This window comes from Kitasatospora cinereorecta (genome assembly GCF_024172095.1).
GTDB lineage: Bacteria > Actinomycetota > Actinomycetes > Streptomycetales > Streptomycetaceae > Kitasatospora > Kitasatospora cinereorecta.
On sequence record NZ_JAMZDX010000007.1, the window covers coordinates 160,179 to 176,212 of the forward strand.

Annotated in this window: 18 protein-coding genes; 10 read left to right on the plus strand and 8 right to left on the minus strand. The window is 74.9% G+C overall.

Annotated elements, in window-relative coordinates:
• The first annotated feature begins 24 nt into the window (after positions 1 to 24).
• A complete protein-coding gene (locus FHR36_RS33460; RefSeq protein WP_253803490.1) occupies positions 25 to 1,536 on the plus strand; it encodes an oxidoreductase in 1,512 nt (503 codons plus the stop codon).
• Here FHR36_RS33460 and FHR36_RS33465 read toward each other — a convergent pair whose 3' ends face one another.
• The 4 genes from FHR36_RS33465 to FHR36_RS33480 form a co-directional block, all read right to left on the minus strand.
• Positions 1,537 to 3,147, minus strand: coding sequence for an MFS transporter (locus FHR36_RS33465; RefSeq protein ID WP_253803491.1), 1,611 nt, complete (start codon positions 3,145 to 3,147; stop codon positions 1,537 to 1,539).
• On the minus strand, positions 3,144 to 3,698 hold the full coding sequence (locus FHR36_RS33470; protein ID WP_253803493.1) for a TetR/AcrR family transcriptional regulator: 555 nt from the start codon (positions 3,696 to 3,698) through the stop codon (positions 3,144 to 3,146). Before FHR36_RS33470 ends, FHR36_RS33465 begins: the two co-directional genes overlap by 4 nt.
• Positions 3,699 to 3,855: 157 nt before the next feature.
• Positions 3,856 to 4,254, minus strand: a complete 399-nt coding sequence (locus tag FHR36_RS33475) for a cell division protein SepF (protein ID WP_253803495.1) — start codon at positions 4,252 to 4,254, stop codon at positions 3,856 to 3,858.
• A 269-nt stretch (positions 4,255 to 4,523) separates the two neighbouring features.
• Positions 4,524 to 5,048, minus strand: coding sequence for a DinB family protein (locus FHR36_RS33480; RefSeq protein ID WP_253803498.1), 525 nt, complete (start codon positions 5,046 to 5,048; stop codon positions 4,524 to 4,526).
• A 105-nt stretch (positions 5,049 to 5,153) separates the two neighbouring features.
• Here FHR36_RS33480 and FHR36_RS33485 point away from each other — a divergent pair, with 105 nt between their 5' ends.
• On the plus strand, positions 5,154 to 5,516 hold the full coding sequence (locus FHR36_RS33485) for a YrdB family protein (RefSeq protein WP_253803500.1): 363 nt from the start codon (positions 5,154 to 5,156) through the stop codon (positions 5,514 to 5,516).
• On the opposite strand, the gene FHR36_RS33490 is transcribed toward FHR36_RS33485, so the two are convergent.
• Positions 5,506 to 6,192, minus strand: a complete 687-nt coding sequence (locus tag FHR36_RS33490) for a TVP38/TMEM64 family protein (protein WP_253803502.1) — start codon at positions 6,190 to 6,192, stop codon at positions 5,506 to 5,508. The genes FHR36_RS33485 and FHR36_RS33490 overlap by 11 nt on opposite strands.
• An 86-nt stretch (positions 6,193 to 6,278) precedes the next feature.
• Here FHR36_RS33490 and FHR36_RS33495 point away from each other — a divergent pair, with 86 nt between their 5' ends.
• The gene (locus FHR36_RS33495; protein ID WP_253803504.1) at positions 6,279 to 6,446 is read left to right on the plus strand and encodes a hypothetical protein; all 168 of its coding nucleotides are present in this window, start codon (positions 6,279 to 6,281) and stop codon (positions 6,444 to 6,446) included.
• Here the strand turns inward: FHR36_RS33495 and FHR36_RS33500 are convergent.
• Positions 6,430 to 7,392 carry a deoxyribonuclease IV gene (locus tag FHR36_RS33500; RefSeq protein ID WP_253803506.1) on the minus strand — a complete coding sequence of 321 codons (963 nt, stop codon included), beginning with the start codon at positions 7,390 to 7,392 and terminating at the stop codon, positions 6,430 to 6,432. The two genes, FHR36_RS33495 and FHR36_RS33500, sit on opposite strands and share 17 nt — an antisense overlap.
• 110 nt (positions 7,393 to 7,502) lie before the next feature.
• Between FHR36_RS33500 and FHR36_RS33505 the strand changes: the two genes are divergently transcribed.
• On the plus strand, positions 7,503 to 8,150 hold the full coding sequence (locus FHR36_RS33505) for a class I SAM-dependent methyltransferase (RefSeq protein ID WP_253803508.1): 648 nt from the start codon (positions 7,503 to 7,505) through the stop codon (positions 8,148 to 8,150).
• 201 nt (positions 8,151 to 8,351) lie between these two features.
• On the opposite strand, the gene FHR36_RS33510 is transcribed toward FHR36_RS33505, so the two are convergent.
• Entirely contained in the window at positions 8,352 to 9,539 is a 1,188-nt protein-coding gene (locus FHR36_RS33510; RefSeq protein ID WP_253803510.1) for an MFS transporter, read from the minus strand.
• Positions 9,540 to 9,641: 102 nt separating this feature from the next.
• Here FHR36_RS33510 and FHR36_RS33515 point away from each other — a divergent pair, with 102 nt between their 5' ends.
• The 5 genes from FHR36_RS33515 to FHR36_RS33535 all read left to right on the plus strand — a co-directional run bounded on the left by FHR36_RS33515 (position 9,642) and on the right by FHR36_RS33535 (position 14,407).
• Positions 9,642 to 10,832, plus strand: a complete 1,191-nt coding sequence (locus FHR36_RS33515; protein WP_253803512.1) for an ROK family transcriptional regulator — start codon at positions 9,642 to 9,644, stop codon at positions 10,830 to 10,832.
• A gap of 158 nt (positions 10,833 to 10,990) precedes the next feature.
• Positions 10,991 to 11,407: a TOBE domain-containing protein gene (locus FHR36_RS33520; protein ID WP_253803514.1), complete on the plus strand. Its 417-nt coding sequence runs from the start codon at positions 10,991 to 10,993 to the stop codon at positions 11,405 to 11,407.
• A 22-nt stretch (positions 11,408 to 11,429) separates the two neighbouring features.
• A complete protein-coding gene (locus tag FHR36_RS33525) occupies positions 11,430 to 12,140 on the plus strand; it encodes a glycerophosphodiester phosphodiesterase (RefSeq protein ID WP_253803516.1) in 711 nt (236 codons plus the stop codon).
• Positions 12,137 to 13,231: a winged helix DNA-binding domain-containing protein gene (locus FHR36_RS33530; protein ID WP_253803517.1), complete on the plus strand. Its 1,095-nt coding sequence runs from the start codon at positions 12,137 to 12,139 to the stop codon at positions 13,229 to 13,231. The genes FHR36_RS33525 and FHR36_RS33530 overlap by 4 nt, the downstream gene beginning before the upstream one ends.
• A 93-nt stretch (positions 13,232 to 13,324) precedes the next feature.
• On the plus strand, positions 13,325 to 14,407 hold the full coding sequence (locus FHR36_RS33535; RefSeq protein WP_253803519.1) for an AI-2E family transporter: 1,083 nt from the start codon (positions 13,325 to 13,327) through the stop codon (positions 14,405 to 14,407).
• A gap of 16 nt (positions 14,408 to 14,423) precedes the next feature.
• Here the strand turns inward: FHR36_RS33535 and FHR36_RS33540 are convergent, their stop codons facing one another.
• Positions 14,424 to 15,326, minus strand: a complete 903-nt coding sequence (locus FHR36_RS33540) for a hypothetical protein (RefSeq protein WP_253803521.1) — start codon at positions 15,324 to 15,326, stop codon at positions 14,424 to 14,426.
• A 176-nt stretch (positions 15,327 to 15,502) separates the two neighbouring features.
• On the opposite strand from FHR36_RS33540, the gene FHR36_RS33545 reads away from it, so the two are divergent.
• Entirely contained in the window at positions 15,503 to 16,033 is a 531-nt protein-coding gene (locus FHR36_RS33545; RefSeq protein ID WP_253803523.1) for a GNAT family N-acetyltransferase, read from the plus strand.
• Position 16,034: the final 1 nt, after the last annotated feature.

A 16,034-nucleotide genomic window follows, 5' to 3' on the forward strand; every position in this document is an offset into this window, starting at 1 on the left:
GGGTGGACACGGGGGAGGCACAGGGTGTCGGGGTACGCGTCGGGGTATGCGGGGGCGAACGAGGCCGAGGACCGGGTGTGGCGGGCCTTCGCGAGCGGCAGCCGGGTCGACCTGCGGGCCGGCGCCGACGAGGACGTCCGCGCCGGCGGCAGCTGGGGCGAGGAACGGACCGTACGGGCCGAGGTGCTGAAGGCCCTGCTGGTCGGCGGGCAGCCCGGCGCGCTGCGGCTGGCCGGCGCCCGGATCACCGGCGCGCTCGACCTCGGCGACACCACCGTGCCGCACGCCCTCACGCTGGACGGCTGCCACCTCGACCAACCGGTGGTGCTGCGCGGCGCCTCGCTGCGCTCCACCGAGCTGCTCCGCTGCCGGATACCCGGCCTGGACGGCTGGCTGGTGCGGGTCGACGGCAACCTCTTCCTCGAGGGTTCGGTGATCGAGGGGCGGCTCACCCTCACCCGCGCGCACGTCACCGGGGAGCTGCGGCTCAGCGGCGCCGAGCTGACCGCACGCGAACTCCTCGGTGAGGGCGCCGGCCCCGACGGCCCCACGCCCGACCCGGACGGCGCCGCGTGGGCGCTGTGGGCCGGCGGCATGGTGCTCGACGGCGGCTGCTTCGCCCGCCACGGCTTCACCGCGCGCGGCGGACTGCGCCTGGTCGGCGCCCAGTTCAACGGCGGCCTGTTCATGGAGGGAGCCACCGTCGTGAACCCGCGCGGCGACGCGCTGAGCGGCGACGACCTCACCGCCTCCACCGTGGTGCTCAGCGACGGCTTCACCGCCCGCGGCGCGATCCGGCTGCCCGGCGCCACCGTCCGCAGCCGGTTCACGCTCGACGGCGCCGTGCTCGACGGCGCACTGGACGCCCCCCGGCTGCGCGCCGGCGACCTCCGGCTCACTGTCGCCGCCGTCCCCACCGGCCCGGTCGACCTCCAGGAGGCGCAGGTCGGCGTCCTGCACGACAACGCCCGCAGCTGGCCCGCCGACACCCGGCTCGACGGCTTCGTCTACACCTCCATCGAGCAGCCCGCCACGGACGCCGCCGCGGTCGACCGGCGGCTCGCCTGGCTGGAGGCCCTGCCCGGGTACGCGCCGCAGCCGTACGAGCAACTCGCCGCCTGGTACCGGAGGATCGGGCACGACGACGACGCCCGGCGGGTGCTGCTCGCCAAGCAGCGCCGGCGCCGGCGCACCCTGCACCCGCTGGGGCGGCTGTGGGGCCGGCTGATGGACGTCACCGTCGGCTACGGCTACCGGCCCTGGCAGGCCGGGCTGTGGCTGCTGGTGCTCACCGCACTCGGCACCGTCCTCTTCCGCCACGGTACGGCCACGCCCGTCCAGGCCGGGCAGGGCGCGCCGTTCAACCCGCTGATCTACACGCTCGACCTGCTGATCCCGATCGGCGGACTCGGACAGCGCGCCGCCTGGTACTGGACCGACTACCACCAGTGGGTCGGCTACGGGCTGATCGCGGCCGGCTGGGTGCTGACCACCGCCGTGCTGGCCGGGGTCACCCGCTCGCTCAACCGCGGCTGATCAGCCGACGGGCTGCTGCTCCCGGTCGGCCCGGTGGTCCGGTACGGGGACGGCCGCGCCTCGGCGGCCGCGCAGCAGGTACCAGGAGAGCGCGGCGGAGGCCAGCAGCAGCCCGGCGGCCAGCCAGGCCGCGGTGTTCATCCCGTGGACGAACGCGCCCCGGGCGCCGGCCAGCAACTGCTCGCCGAGCGGACCGGGCAGCGTCCCGGCCACCTCGACCGCGCCGCCGATCGACTGGCGGGCCTGCTCGGCGGCGGCCGCACCGGTCCCGGCCGGGAGCGTCACCGCACCCGAGTACAGGGCGGTGACCACCGAGCCGACCAGGGCGATGCCGAGCGCGGTGCCCAGCTCGTACGCCGTCTCCGAGACGGCCGACGCCGCACCCGACTTGGCGGCCGGGGACGCGCCCAGCACCAGGTCGGAGGCGAGCGTGTACACCACGCCCTCGGCGGTGCCGACCGCCAGGAACGCCACACCCAGCAGCAGGTAGCCGCTGTCCTCCCGGACGAAGCCCAGCAGCCCGATGCCGACACCCATGGCGAGCAGACCCGCCGTCAGGGTGGCCCGGGCACCCGAGCGGCGGACCACCCGGGCGGTGAGCAGACCGCCCACCACGGCGCCCACGAAGGCGGGCATCTCCGCGACACCGGCCGCCAGCGGCGCGTACCCGCGGACCAGCTGCAGGTACTGCGACATGAAGAACACCACGCCGGACAGGCCGATCAGGGCGGTCAGCGATGCCACCACCGCGGCGGTGAACCGCCGGTCGGCGAACAGCCGGACGTCCAGCAGCGGGGTCTCCAACCGCAGCTGGCGGCGGACGAACGCGACCAGCGCGGCCGACCCCAGCACCAGCGCGACCGGGACCGTCCAGGAGTGCAGGCCCTCGGCGGCCAGCTCCTTGATCGCGTAGACCACGCCGATGACACCCGCCATCGACAGGAACACGCTCAGCACGTCCCAGCGGCCCGGGCGCGGGTCGCGGGACTCCGGCAGCAGCCAGGCGCCGAGCACCAGCAGCAGGACCAGCACCGGCAGGTTGAGCAGGAAGACCGAACCCCACCAGAAGTGCTCCAGCAGCAGGCCGCCGACCAGCGGGCCGAGCGCCGCGCCGGCCGTCGCACCGGCACCCCAGATGCCGATCGCGGTCGCCCGCTCACGGGCGTCCGGGAAGAGCGTACGGATGAGGGAGAGGGTGGCCGGCATGATCGTCGCGCCGGCCACGCCGAGCAGCGCCCGGGCGAGGATCAGCCAGCCCGGACCGGGCGCGTACGCCGCGAGGAGGGAGGCGACGCCGAACGCCGCCGAACCGACCAGCAGCACCCGCTTGCGGCCGACCCGGTCGCTGAGGGCGCCCATCGAGACCAGCAGGCCGGCCAGGACGAAGGAGTAGCTGTCGCCGATCCACAGCAGCTGGGTGCCGCTGGGACGGAGGGTCTCACTGATGGAGGGAAGGGCCAGGGACAGCACCGTCGCGTCGACCGCGACCAGGGTGACGGCCAGGACGAGCACGCCGAGGCCGACCCAGCGGCGGTCGGTTGCTCCGTGGGTGCTTGCTGGGTGAGTGGTTGCTCCGCGGTCGGTCGAGCCGGGGGCAGGGGTCTTGCTCATGGGGTATCGGGTCTCCGTAGGGCGCCGCCGAGGAAGAGCTCGGCGAGCGAGAAGGCACCGTCGCGCGGGGCCAGGCGGCCGTCCTGGACGGCCCAGCCGATGCCGGCCACCAGGTCGAAGAACGCCTCGCTGAGCCAGCCGGCCGACAGTTCGATCCGGAACACGCCCTGCTGCTGCCCGCGCAGGAACAGCGCGCGGACGCGGGCGTCCTGGACCTCCCAGAGGTCGTTGATCCCGGGGTCGTCGTAGAGCTGGTTCTCACCGGCCAGGAAGGCGCACAGCGCCGCGTCCGGTACGACCGCGTCCACCAGGCGGCGCAGGGCGGCCTGGGCGTCGCCCTCCTCGATCCGTGCCGTGTCCAGCGCGGCGGCGAAGCGGCGCAGGCCCAGCGTGCCCACCTCGCGGATCAGCGCCTCGCGGCCCGGGAAGATCCGGTGCAGCGTGGCCCGGCTGATGCCGGCGGCGCGGGCGATCTCGTCGAGATGCGCCGTCGGACGGCGGGAGAGCACGCCCACGGCGGCCTCGAGCACGGAGTCGCGGTCGGTTGCCATGAGCCGAGTGTAGAGCAGATGAGACGTTGATGTCTCATTCTATTGATCGGGATCTCAGGGGGCGGGCGGAGGGTCGGGGGAACGCGCGGAGGCCGGGGACCGCGGGTGGCGGTCTCCGGCCTCGGGTGTGCGCGGGGGGAAGGGGGTGGCGCGGGGGTCAGCTCTGGTTGTAGAAGCCGGACTCGTCGAGCGGGCGGTCGATGACCGTGACCTCGACGTCGGCGGGGGTCAGCAGGAACACCCGGCGGGCGATCCGCTCGATGCCGCCGCGAGTGCCGAAGATCAGGCCGGACGCGAAGTCGACCATGCGCTTGGCCTCGGCCTCCTCCATCTCGGTGAGGTCCATGACCACCGGGACGGCGGAGCGGATGTGCTCGCCGACCGTCCGGGCCGCCTCGAAGCCGGTCGGCCGCAGCGAGACGATCTTCGCCGGCGCGGCCGGGAGGGCGGTGGGGATGGTCTCCTCACTGTCCCACTGATCCTCGTACACGGCGGCCGCGTAGTTCCCGGAGGGCATCAGCCACCCGTTGTGGTGCTCGTCGCGAAGTGCTCCCATGCCGCGCCTCCCTGTCTCGTCCCGTACGCGTCCCCCGGATGTGCGCATCGTTTTGACACGTCATCCACTTGTTGGAACTGTCCGAGTATCGCACTGATCATCGCTCTGGTGCCCGCTCGCGACCGCCGGACGGGTTGTGGCGTGCGGGAAATCCTGGATTGTCCGGATATTCGGTGGGACGTCTCAGGTCTTCCGACGGTTGCGCGCGTAGACCATATCGGTGTCGATCAGGGAGTAGTTGACTGGCCGTCAACAATCATGTAACGGCTTCACTCCCCGGTGGCACCGTCGATGCGCTCCCGCAGCAGATCGGCGTGTCCGTTGTGCCGCGCGTACTCCTCGATCATGTGGACCAGGATCCAGCGCAGGGTGACGTCCTGGCCGCGGCGCTGCTTCTTGCCGACCACGTCCAGCGACACGCCGGCGGCGGCCGCGCGGGCCAGCTCCACCTGCTCGCGCCAGACGGCGAAGTCCGCCGCCGGGTCGGCGGAGTCGACGCCGTTGAAGTCGCCGTCCTCGTCCTCTTCGGTCCAGTAGAGCCCCTGGGGGCCGAGGTCCTGCCCGTCCAGGACCGACAGGAACCAATGCTGCTCGACCTCGGCCATGTGGCGGACCAGGCCGAGCAGCGACAGTGTCGACGGCGGGGTCGAGCGCTCGCGCAGCTGCTCGTCGGACAGGCCCTCGCACTTCAGGGCCAGGGTGGCGCGGTGGTAGTCCAGCCAGGCGGTCAGCATGGTGGTCTCGTCGGCGGCGTACGGCGGATCGAGGCGCGGGGAGGTGGTGTCGGAAGTCATGGCGGCCATGATGGTGTGCGGCCCGGGACGGTGCCAGTGTTTTTGCCGCGGTGCCTATGCTGGCTGCCGCCGAGGCGGTCGGTCCGTCAGGCCGGAGGGGGAGAGATGCGCAAGGCACTGGTCGGGGTGAACCTGGCGGTCCGTCTGCTGTTGGAGCTGGTGGCACTGGTCGCCCTCGCGGTCGGCGGCTGGCACCTGCCGGGGCCGTGGCCCGTACGGCTGCTCGCCGCGGTGGCGCTGCCGGGCGTGGCCGCCGTGCTCTGGGGACGGTATGCGGCGCCCCGGCGCAGCAGACCCGAGGCGGTCACCGCGTGGTACCTGAGCCAGCTGGTGGTGTGGGGCGGGGCGGTCGCCGCGCTCGCGCTGAGCGGGTACCCGCTGTGGGCGTGGGTGGTCGGCGTCGCGATGGGGGCCAACACGGTGATGCTGTGGGCGCTGGGGGAGTGGAGCCCGTCGATCAGGCGGTAGGGACGGCCACCGGTGCTGCCTCGGCGGGTGCGGCGTTCGTCTTCGAGCGGACCCGGACCCGCCAGAGCGAGACCGCGCTGAACACGCACATCGCCAGGATCACGCCCGTCGAGATCAGGAACGCGGGCGACCCCGGCGTGCCCGCGCTCGCCCCCGCGACCACGTACGCCGTCGTGGTCGGGACCACGCCGAGCACCGTCGCCGCCAGGTACGGCCAGAACCGGACCCCCGAGAACGCGCAGGCGAAGTTGCCCGCCTGGAACGGCGCACCCGGGAACAGCCGCAGCAGCAGCACGCTGCGGAACCCCTGCTCGGTCAGCCGGCGGTCGATCGCCGACAGGACCTTCGCCCGCAGCAGCGGGCGCAGTGCGTCCCGGCCCAGCGCCCGGCCCAGCGCGAACGCGCCGATCGCGCCCAACGCCGACCCCGCCACCGCCAGCGGCACCCCCCACACCGCGCCGAACAGCAGACCCATGGCGGCGTTCAGCGCCGGACGGGGCAGGAAGGCGATCGTGCCGAAGGCGTACGCGGCCAGTGCGACGGGCATCCGGTACGGCCCCGACGCGGCGGCCAGCACCTGCGCCGGATCCCACAGCAGCAGCGAGCCGGCCGCGGCGGCGAGCACCACCAGCAGCAGGGCGAGGCGCAGCCAGGGAGAACGGAGGAGTGCGGGCACCCGGTGAGCCTAGCCGCTGCGCTCGCCGGCCCCGCGGGCGGGCGGAGGAGGCTGCGTGGTCGCGTTCGGGTGCGCCGGATGCGGTGATGCTGCCTGCCCTGAGGGAGAGCGGCAGCTACGCCCGGGACACGGAGGCGGGCGGCGCGGTGGTCGTCGCCCCGGGGGACTCGCTGGGCACCGCGCCGATGGTGGAGCGGCGGGGCGGCTACTGCCTCGGGCTGGACGGGGGGAATCCGTTCACGTCGCCGCGTTGAGGGGCGTGTCGGTGGGCCGGGTGAGGGCCTCGGTGCGGAGGTGTTTGAGGAGGGTGATGTCGGCGGTGTGGCGGGCGCCCTCGATGCGGTCGGGGAGGTGGCGGCCGTCGGGCGTCTCGATGACGAGCGGGACGCCGGCGGTGGCCGGGTGGGCGAGGAGTTCGCGGAAGGGGTCGGCGCCGATGTGGCCTGCGCCGATGTTCTCGTGGCGGTCCTTGCGGGCGCCCGCGACGTCCTTGGAGTCGTTGGCGTGGATGAGGTGGAGGCGGTCCGGGCCGACCGCCTCGGTGAGGGCGTCCAGCATCGCGGTCACGCCGCCCGGGGCGGCGAGGTCGTGGCCGGCGGCGAAGGCGTGGCAGGTGTCCAGGCACACGCCGAGCAGCGGATGGTGGTCGAGGGCGTCGGCGTACGCGGCGAGGTCCTCCATCCGGGAACAGAGCGAACTGCCCTGGCCCGCCGTCGGCTCCAGCAGCAGCCGCGGCGCGTCCGGGCCGAGGGCGTCGAGTTCGTCGAGCAGTGGCAGGACGTCCGCGCGGACCTGGGCGAGGGCGTCGGCGCGGGAGCCGCAGAGCGCCGCGCCGGTGTGGACCACGGCGCCGCGCGCGCCGATCGCGTGGGCGCGGTGCAGGGAGTGGCGCAGCGACTCCGCCGAGCGTTCGCGGGTGGCGGGCGAATCGGAGCCGAAATTGATCAGGTAGGGCGCGTGGACGAAGGACGGTATGCCCTGCTCGGCGCAGGCGGCGCGGAACGCCTCGTCGTGGGCCGGACTGCCGGCCGGAGTCGCCCAGCCGCGGGGATTCGCCACGAAGACCTGGACCGTCTCCGCGCCCACCTTCGTCGCGTACGCCAGTCCGGTGCCGGCCAGGCCGCGGCCGGCCACCGGGACGTGCGCGCCGATCGGATTGCGCTGGCGGGGGAGGAGCGGAGTCGTGGTCGAGGTGGTCACGGCGGTGAGCATCGCACGGCGGGGCCGGTCCGGGGCAATTCGGTGCACGGTGCGGGCGAGGGCGGTGGATAGGGTCGCGCCGGGTGAGGTGAGCGGAGGAGGCGCGGCGGATGAGTGGCGAGCTGGGACGCGAGCAGCGGGCGCACTGGGAGCGGACGTACACCGCGTATCCCGGGATGTACGGCGAGCAGCCGTCGGAGGCGGCGGTGCGGGCGGCGGCCGTCTTCGCGGCGGGCGGAGAGGTCCTGGAACTCGGCGCCGGGCACGGGCGGGACGCCCTGTACTTCGCGCGCTCCGGGTTCGCGGTGCGGGCCACCGACTTCAGTCCGGTCGGCCTCGCGCAGCTCGCCGAACGGGCGGCTGCGGAGGGGCTGCCGGTGACCACCGCCGTCCAGGACGTACGGGAGCCGCTGGAGGTGGCGGACCGCTCGGTGGACGGGGTGTTCGCCCACATGCTGCTGTGCATGGCGCTCTCGACGGGGGAGATCGAGGCGCTGGTGGGAGAGGTGCGGCGGGTGCTGCGGCCGGGCGGGACCTTCGTGTACACCGTGCGGCACACGGGGGACGCGCACTACGGCGCCGGGGTCGCGCACGGGGACGACATCTACGAGCACGGGGGATTCGCCGTGCACTTCTTCTCTCGGGAGCTGGTGGGTCGGCTCGCGGGGGAGGGGTGGGAGTTGGTGGGGGTGGAGGGGCTGGAGGAGGGGGAGTTGCCACGGCGGTTGTGGTGGGTGGTGCAGCGGCGGGTGGGGTGAGGGGTGGGGGGTGGTTGGTGGGGGCTCGGGGAACTGCGAGGCCCGCTCCGGGAGTGGTGAGCGTGCTCGATTGTGGCCGACCCCGGGTGTGGGTGGCGGCCCGAGCGCCGCTCCCGGGGTTGACCGCTCCCGTACCTGAGCCGCTCCCGGGGTCGGCGTCGCGGTTCCCCGAGCCCCTGGTGGCCAATGTCGGCTCGCAGTTCAACGGGTGCGTTCGAGGGTGGGGGTGGTGGCGGGGGCCGTGGTGCGGTGGCGGAGGGCGATCGCGCTCGGGACGAGGGCGGCGGTGAGGGCGGTGACCAGGGCGAAGGAGACGGTGAGGGAGCTGGCCTGGGCGATGCCGCCGATGACCGCGGGGGCGATCAGTCCGGAGGTGTAGGTGATGGTGGCGACGCCGGCGATCGACTGGCTGGGGTTGGTGCCGGCGCGGCCGGCGGCGGCGAAGGCGAGCGGGACGACGGTGGCGATGCCGATGCCGATGAGGGCGAAGCCGGGGATGGCGAGGTACGGGGTGTCGGCGGCGATCACCAGCAGGCCGCCGGCGGTGGCGACGGCGCCGCCGATGCGGACGGTGCGGACCGGGCCGAGGCGGCGGACCACCAGGTCGCCGCAGAGCCGGGCGGCGGCCATGGTGGCCGCGAAGGCGGTGTAGCAGGCGGCGGCGGTGGAGGCGGAGGAGCCGGTGATGTCGCGCAGGTAGACGCCGCTCCAGTCCATCGAGGCGCCCTCGGCGAAGACGGCGCAGAAGCCGACCAGGCCGATCACCAGCGCGGCGCGCGGCGGCAGGGCGAAGCGCGGCGGGGCCTGTTCGCCGGCGACCGGGCGGACGTCGAGCAGGCCGCGGCAGACCGGCTGGGCGAGGGCGGTGAGGACCAGCGCGGCGACGCCGAAGTGGACCCGGGCATCGACGCCGGCGTGCGCGGCGAGCACGCCGAAGGCGGAGGCGACCAGGCCGCCGACGCTCCACATGCCGTGCAGGCCGGACATGATCGAGGTGCCGAGGCGCTCCTCGACCTCGACGCCCTGGGCGTTCATCGCGACGTCGGCCATGCCGGCCGTCGCGCCGTAGCCGAACAGGGCGAGGCCGAGCACCGCGAGGTTCGGGGCGAGGGCGGGCAGCGCCAGGGAGAGACACCAGAGGGTGAGCAGGCCCTGGACGGCGGCGCGGGCGCCGTACCGGTGGACGATCCGGCCAGCCAGCGGCATGGCCAGGGAGGCGCCGACGGCGGGACAGACCAGGGCGAGGCCGAGCTGACCCGGGCTCAGCGACAGGTGGTCCTGGAGCCACGGGATGCGGGTGGCGAAGGTGCCGGTGACCGCGCCGTGCACGGCGAAGACCAGGGCGACGCTCACCCTGGCGCGCCGGACGTCCTTCATCTGCTCGCCCATGGCGGGCTCCCCCTCTGCTGCGGTGGTGGTCGGGTGCGGGTGGGATGTGTCGATAAACTATCAGGAAGGGATCCTGATAGAAACCTCTGGAAGGATGCGGCCATGACGACCGCGCGTACGGCCACGCCGAGCACCGCCCGCGCCATCAACGACCGGCTGGCCCTCGACCTGCTCCTTGAGCAGGGGCCGCTGACCGCGTCCGAGCTGCGCACCCTGACCGGACTCTCCCGTCCCACCGTCGCCGACCTGCTGGACCGGCTCCAGCGCGGCGGGCTGGTCGCCGTCGCCGGGGAGAGCGCGGACGTCCGCCGCGGCCCCAACGCACGGGTGTACGCGCTGGTCGCCGACCGCGCCCACTTGGCCGGGATCGACATCCGCGCCACCGGCGTCTCGCTGGTCGTCGCCGACCTGACCGGACGCACCCTCGCCACCGCCGAGATACCGGCCGGCCCCGGGGACGCGGACGACCTCGCCGCCCGGACCGTCGAGACCCTGCTGGCCGCCGCCGAGCGGGCCGGCGCCGGACACCTGCACACCGTCGCCGTCGGCGCCCCCGGACTGGTCGACCCCGCGAGCGGGGAGCTCAACAACTCCGGCAAGCTGCCGCGCTGGCACACCGACCTGCTGGAGGCGCTGCGGGCCCGGCCGGGGACCGAGGTGATCCTGGAGAACGAGGTCAACCTGGCCGGCATCGCCGAGCACCGGGTGGGCGCCGCCCGCGACCGCGCCGACTTCGCGCTGCTCTGGCTCGGCCACGGCATCGGCGCCTCGGTGGTGCTCGGCGGCCGGCTGCGCCGCGGCGCCTCCGGCGGCACCGGCGAGATCGGCTTCCTGCCGGTGCCCGGCACGGTCGGCCTGCCGAGCGCCACCGGCTGCGAGGGCGGCTTCCACTCGGTGGTCGCCAGCGCCGCGATCTGCGCGCTGGCACGGCGGTACGGGCTGGCGGTGCCGGGCGGCGGGCCGCTGGAGGCGGCGGTGGAGCTGGTGGGGCAGGCGGTCCGGGGCGGCGCGGACGGTGCGGCGGACGGCTTTCTGGAGGAGCTGGCCGGGCGGATCGCGCTCGGCGTCTCGGCGATCTGCGTGGTGCTGGACCCGGGCTGCGTGGTGCTCGGCGGCGAGGTCGGGCAGGCCGGCGGCGCGGAGCTGGCGTCCCGGGTGGAACGGCGCCTGGCCGGGCTCAACCCGCTGCGGACCGAGGTGCGGGCCGGCACGGCTGGGGGCGGCGCGGTCCTGGCGGGCGCGGTGCTGACGGCGGGGGACGCGGTGCGCCGGGAGCTGTTCGGCGGGGTGTGAGCGGCGGTCCTGCGGCGTCGACCGGAGACGACGGGGTGTCAGGCCGACGGGTGGCGGCGGGTGCTTCGACCGCTCCGGGCCCGGTAGGGCAGGATGGCGGCGACAGCAGGGATTCCCCTTCCGGGATCCGCCACCGCGAACCGCCAGGAGCAGCGCCCATGGCCGCCCACCCCGACCGGCCGGTCCACCCGTACCGCATCGGCGAGGCCGCCGCGATGCTCGGCGTCAGCGCGGACACCATGCGCCGCTGGGTCGACGCCGGCCGGCTCGCCGCCGAGCGCGACGAGCACGGCCACCGGATCATCGCCGGCGCCGAACTGGCGGCGTTCGCCCGGGAACTGGCCCGTCCGGAGAACGCCGCGGCGGAGGGGCGCTCGTCGGCGCGCAACCGCTTCCCGGGGATCGTGACCGACGTGGTGCTCGGCGACGTGGCGGCCCAGGTGGAGATCCAGGCGGGGCCGTTCCGGGTGGTGTCGCTGATCAGCCGGGACTCGGCGGAGGAGCTGGGGCTGGTCCCGGGCGCGCCCGCCACGGCCGTGATCAAGTCGACCAATGTCGTCGTCGAACGACGCTGAACCGGGGGAGACCGACCGCACCATGACCACCGTCCTCGCCGTCGCCCACCGCGGCGACCCGTACCGCCACCGCGAGAACACCCTGCCCTCGATCGCCGCCGCGCTGGCGGCCGGGGCGGACGCGGTGGAGGTGGACGTCCGGCTCACCCGGGACGGGGTGCCGGTGCTGCTGCACGACCCCACCCTGAAGCGGCTGTGGGAGGACCCCCGGCCGGTCGACCGGCTCACCGCCGCGGAGCTCGCCGAGGTGGGCCGCCCCGGCCTGCGGGTGCCCACGCTGGCGGAGGCGCTGAAGAGCGTCGCCGAGGTGCCCGCGGCGCGGCTGCTGATCGACCTGGACGATCCCGCGCCGGTCGCCGCGACCTTGGCCGCCGTCACCGACCTGGGCGCCCGTGAGCAGGTGGCGTTCTGCGGGCCGGTCGCCGCGATGGCCGCCGTCCGGGAGCTGGCGCCGGACGCCGAGATCTTGCTGACCTGGAAGCAGCCGCGGCTGCCCGGCCGTCCCCTGCTGGACGAGGTGCGCCCGCGCTACCTCAACCCGCCGTTCGGGATGGTCGACGCGCGCCTGGTCGACGCCGCGCACGACGCCGGCCTGTCCGTCGCCACCTGGACCGTCGACCTGCGGCGCACCATGCGGCGGATGCTCGACGCCGGGGTCGACTCGCTGACCAGCAACCGGATCGCGCTGCTGCGCTCGACCATCGACCGGACCGCGGCGGGGCGGCCGGTGTGACCGAGGTCCTCGGTCCGCGGGCGCTCGGCCGGGCCCTGCTGGCACGTCAGCACCTGATCGAGCGGTCCGCGCTGTCGCCCGCGGCGATGGTCGAGCACCTGATCGGCCTGCAGGCGCAGGCGGTGCCCGATCCGCCGTACCTCGGGCTGCTGGCGCGGATCGAGGGCTTCCGGGCGCAGGCGCTGACCGGGCTGCTGGAGACGCGGGCCGTGGTCCGGGTCGCCCTGCAGCGCGGCACCATCCACCTGGTGACCGCCGAGGACTGCCGGGAGCTGCGGCCGCTGCTGCAACCGGTGCTGGACCGCGGCTACCGCGCCAACTGGGGCAAGCTGCTGCCCGGGATCGACCGCGCCGCGGTGGCGGCCCGGGCCCGGGAACTGGTCGAGGCCGAACCGCTCACCTTCCAGCGCCTCGGCGAGCTGCTGGCCGAGGACTTCCCGGGCCGGGACGCGGCCGCGCTGGCGCAGACCGCGCGGTGCGACCTCACCCTCGTCCAGGTGCCGCCGCGCGGGCTCTGGGGGCGCAGCGGGCCGGCCGCGCACACCACCGCCGAGCACTGGCTGGGCACCGCGGCCGACCGGGAGGGGGACGGGCCCGGGCCGGAGCGGCTGGTGCTGCGCTACCTGGCCGCGTTCGGGCCGGCCACCGCGGCGGACGCGCAGAAGTGGTCCGGGCTGACCGGACTCGGGCCGGTGCTGAAGCGCCTCGCGCCCGAGTTGGCGGTCTTCCGCGACGAGCAAGGCCGGGTGCTGTACGACCTGCCGCAGGCGCCGCGGCCCGACCCGGAGCTGCCGGTGCCCGTGCGACTGGTCGCGCCGTTCGACAACCTGGTCCTCGCGCACGCCGACCGCAGCCGGGTGCTGCCGGAGGAGTACCGGCCGCGGGTGATGACGCAGAACGGCCTGGTGGCCGGCACCCTGCTGCGGGACGGACTGGTGGCGGGCCTGTGGCGGCTGGAGGCGGACGCGGTCCGGATCGAGCCGTTCGCCCCGCTGAGCGCGGCGGAGACCGGGCAGGCGGAGGCGGAGGGCGCCCGGGTGCTGGAGTTCGCCGGGCGGCCCGCGCGGGTGGTGATCGCACCGGCCGGATGACCACGCCGAACGGCGGGTGGAACCGGATGATTCATCACCTCGTGTGCTGATATGGACGCGGGGTGGTGGCTCGACGGTGCGTCCGGAGGTGCGATGGCGGCAGAGCCGAGCGGCGACGAACGGCCCAGGCTGCCGCCCGGCGTCCACACCGCCGCGCTCTGGTCCGGCGCGGTCATCCTGTTCATCGCGGTCGCCGCGTTCGTCGTCTACGCGCTCGTCGCGCTGCGCGCCGCCACCGTCCCACTGATCATCGCGCTGCTCGGCACCTCACTGCTCTACCCGGTCATGCCCTGGCTGGTCCGCCGCGGCCTCGGCCGCGGGGCGGCCGCCGGACTCACCTGCGCCGTGCTCGTGCTCGGCGTCAGCGGGGTGCTCGCCCTGCTGGTCAACTCCCTGGTGCACAGCGCCCCGCAGATCGCCTCCGCGCTCACCGAGGCCGGCAACCGGATCGCCGACTGGCTCGGACCGGTCGGCAACCGGATCCAGTACGCCCTGCAGCAGAGCTCGGGATCGGGCAGCTCGCTGGTGAACGAACTGGCGGGCGGTGTGCTCTCCGGGCTGGGCTTCGCCACCCAGCTGATCACCGGGACGGTGCTCGCCCTCGCCCTGGTCTTCTTCTTCCTGCGCGACGGCCACCGCACCGGCGACGTGGTCCGCGAGGTGCTGCCCGAGCGCAGCGCCGGGACGGTGATCGCCTGCGGCCGGCAGGCCTTCGACGCGATGGCCGGGTTCATGCGCGGCACCACGCTGATCGCGCTGATCGACGCCACCTTCATCACCATCGGCCTGGTGGTGCTGGGCGTTCCGGGGGCGGCCGGGCTGGGCGCGCTGGTCTTCATGGGCGCCTACATCCCGTTCGTCGGCGCCTTCCTGTCCGGGACGGTGGCGGTGCTGGTCGCGCTGGCCGACGGCGGCCTGGGGACGGCGCTGTGGGCGCTCGGGGTGGTGCTGGCCGTCCAGGTGGTGGAGGGGAACGTCCTGCAGCCGCTGATCCAGAGCCGGACGGTCGAACTGCACCCCGCCACCATCATGATCGCCGTGGTGGCGGGCGCCGGGGTCGCCGGGATCATCGGGGCGCTGCTGGCCGTCCCGCTCAGCGCCGCCGGACTCGGCGTGGTCTCCGTACTGCGCGGCGCGCAGACCCCCCGGCGGCGCGGGCGCCGGAGCGGGCAGTGAGCCCGCGCAGACCAAGCTAGGCAGTCGCGCCGGTCTGGTCGCGCCAGTGCGCGAACTGCTCGATCGGATCGCCGTCCAGCAGCCACGGCCAGGCGGTCACCACCGGGCCCAGCAGCTCGAACACCGCGGCGGCCTCGGCCGACCGGGACGCCTGCACCAGGGCGTACGCGAGCAGGTTGAGGTCGGCCAGCGCCTCGGCGTGGCGGAGCGTGCCCGGGCGGATCCAGGTCAGGGCCCGCTCCAGCGCCGACTCGGCGTCCGCCCGGGCCCAGCGGCGGCGGGCGCCGAGCGCGCTCACCCCGCCGGCGTCGACGGTCGCCCGGTAGCGGTCCAGCAGCAGGGCCAGCTCCAGGCCGGTCACCGCGGAGCCGGCCGGGGCGTTGGCCCGGACCGCGTCCACGAAGTCCAGCGCCTGGGCGTGCGAGCCGCACTCGGCGGGCGAGAGGTAGCCGAGCATCTCCAGGTGCGCGGTCCGGTTCCACGGGTCGCGGGCGCCGATCTCCCGGCACACCGGGAACACCTCCGCCGCCGGACGCCGCAGCAGCCGCAGCGTGCCCAGCAGGGCGATCCACGGGGTCGGGTCCTCGGGGCGCAGGTCGGCCGCGCGGTGGCAGCGGTCCACCAGGCCGCGAGCGTCGGCGGTGCCGCCCTCGGCCCGGGCCTGGGACAGCTCCACCCAGACGCCCAGCACCAGCGGGTCGGCGTCCCGGGGCCGCTGGCGCCGCCACACCTGGGCCAGCGCCGGGGTGGCCGCGTCGGCGAGCACCGCGAGGCGGTGGGTGCGCCGGTCCCAGTCCGACCCGGCGCCGCGCAGCACCTGCTCCACCAGGCCGGCCGAGAGGTCGAGCTGACCCTGCAGCTGCGGGGCCGTCAGCTGCTTGCGGACGCGTCCCAGCTCGGCGTCGTCGAGCTCGGGCACGAGGCGAGGTGCGGTGCTGCGGCGACGTCCAAAGAGCGGCATGCCTGCGGAGCCTAGGGCCAGTCCACCGCCCTGACCAAGCGTCGGCCGCCAGCGGACGCGGAGTGACGGTTATCGAACAATCGAGGGCGCAATTCGATTGCTTTCCGGGCGGTCCGGACGGTACCAAGTCGACTGTGCTGCGAGGAGAGAAGGTCGGGCTGCGGGCCCGCCACGAAGAAGACGTACCGGTCCTGATCGAGGAGCTCCACGGCGACGTGGTGACCCGGAGCCGGGGCGACAGCCGCCCCTGGCGGCCGATCGCCCCCGGCGCCGCGAACCACCCCTTCCGGGTGGACGACCTGCCGGAGGACGTCGTGGTGTTCTCGGTGGTGGAGTCGGCCTCCGGCGAGCTCGCCGGGGAGGCCATGCTGTGGGGCATCGACCTGCACAACCGCACCGCCCACCTCGGACTGTCGCTGCGCCCCGCCTTCCGCGGACGCGGGCTCGGCTCGGACGTGGTGCGGGTGCTCTGCGCGTACGGCTTCGCGGTGCGCGGGCTGCAGCGGCTCCAGGTGGACACGCTGTCCGACAACACCGCGATGATCACCGCCGCCACCCGGGCCGGGTTCACCCTGGAGGGCACGCTGCGCCGGGCCGCCTGGGTCTACGGCGGCTTCGCCGACGAGGTGGTGCTCGGGCTGCTGGCCGAGGAGTGGAAGCCCTGAT

Excerpts from the sequence above, each read along its gene's own strand:
- FHR36_RS33495 (WP_253803504.1), top strand. The coding sequence starts at position 6,279 with ATGCTGCCTGCCCTGAGGGAGAGCGGCAGCTACGCCCGGGACACGGAG.
- FHR36_RS33475 (WP_253803495.1), bottom strand. The coding sequence starts at position 4,254 with ATGGGAGCACTTCGCGACGAGCACCACAACGGGTGGCTGATGCCCTCC.
- FHR36_RS33470 (WP_253803493.1), bottom strand. The coding sequence starts at position 3,698 with ATGGCAACCGACCGCGACTCCGTGCTCGAGGCCGCCGTGGGCGTGCTC.
- FHR36_RS33535 (WP_253803519.1), top strand. The coding sequence starts at position 13,325 with ATGGCGGCAGAGCCGAGCGGCGACGAACGGCCCAGGCTGCCGCCCGGC.
- FHR36_RS33520 (WP_253803514.1), top strand. The coding sequence starts at position 10,991 with ATGGCCGCCCACCCCGACCGGCCGGTCCACCCGTACCGCATCGGCGAG.
- FHR36_RS33505 (WP_253803508.1), top strand. The coding sequence starts at position 7,503 with ATGAGTGGCGAGCTGGGACGCGAGCAGCGGGCGCACTGGGAGCGGACG.
- FHR36_RS33515 (WP_253803512.1), top strand. The coding sequence starts at position 9,642 with ATGACGACCGCGCGTACGGCCACGCCGAGCACCGCCCGCGCCATCAAC.
- FHR36_RS33485 (WP_253803500.1), top strand. The coding sequence starts at position 5,154 with ATGCGCAAGGCACTGGTCGGGGTGAACCTGGCGGTCCGTCTGCTGTTG.
- FHR36_RS33465 (WP_253803491.1), bottom strand. The coding sequence starts at position 3,147 with ATGAGCAAGACCCCTGCCCCCGGCTCGACCGACCGCGGAGCAACCACT.
- FHR36_RS33525 (WP_253803516.1), top strand. The coding sequence starts at position 11,430 with ATGACCACCGTCCTCGCCGTCGCCCACCGCGGCGACCCGTACCGCCAC.
- FHR36_RS33510 (WP_253803510.1), bottom strand. The coding sequence starts at position 9,539 with ATGGGCGAGCAGATGAAGGACGTCCGGCGCGCCAGGGTGAGCGTCGCC.
- FHR36_RS33480 (WP_253803498.1), bottom strand. The coding sequence starts at position 5,048 with ATGACTTCCGACACCACCTCCCCGCGCCTCGATCCGCCGTACGCCGCC.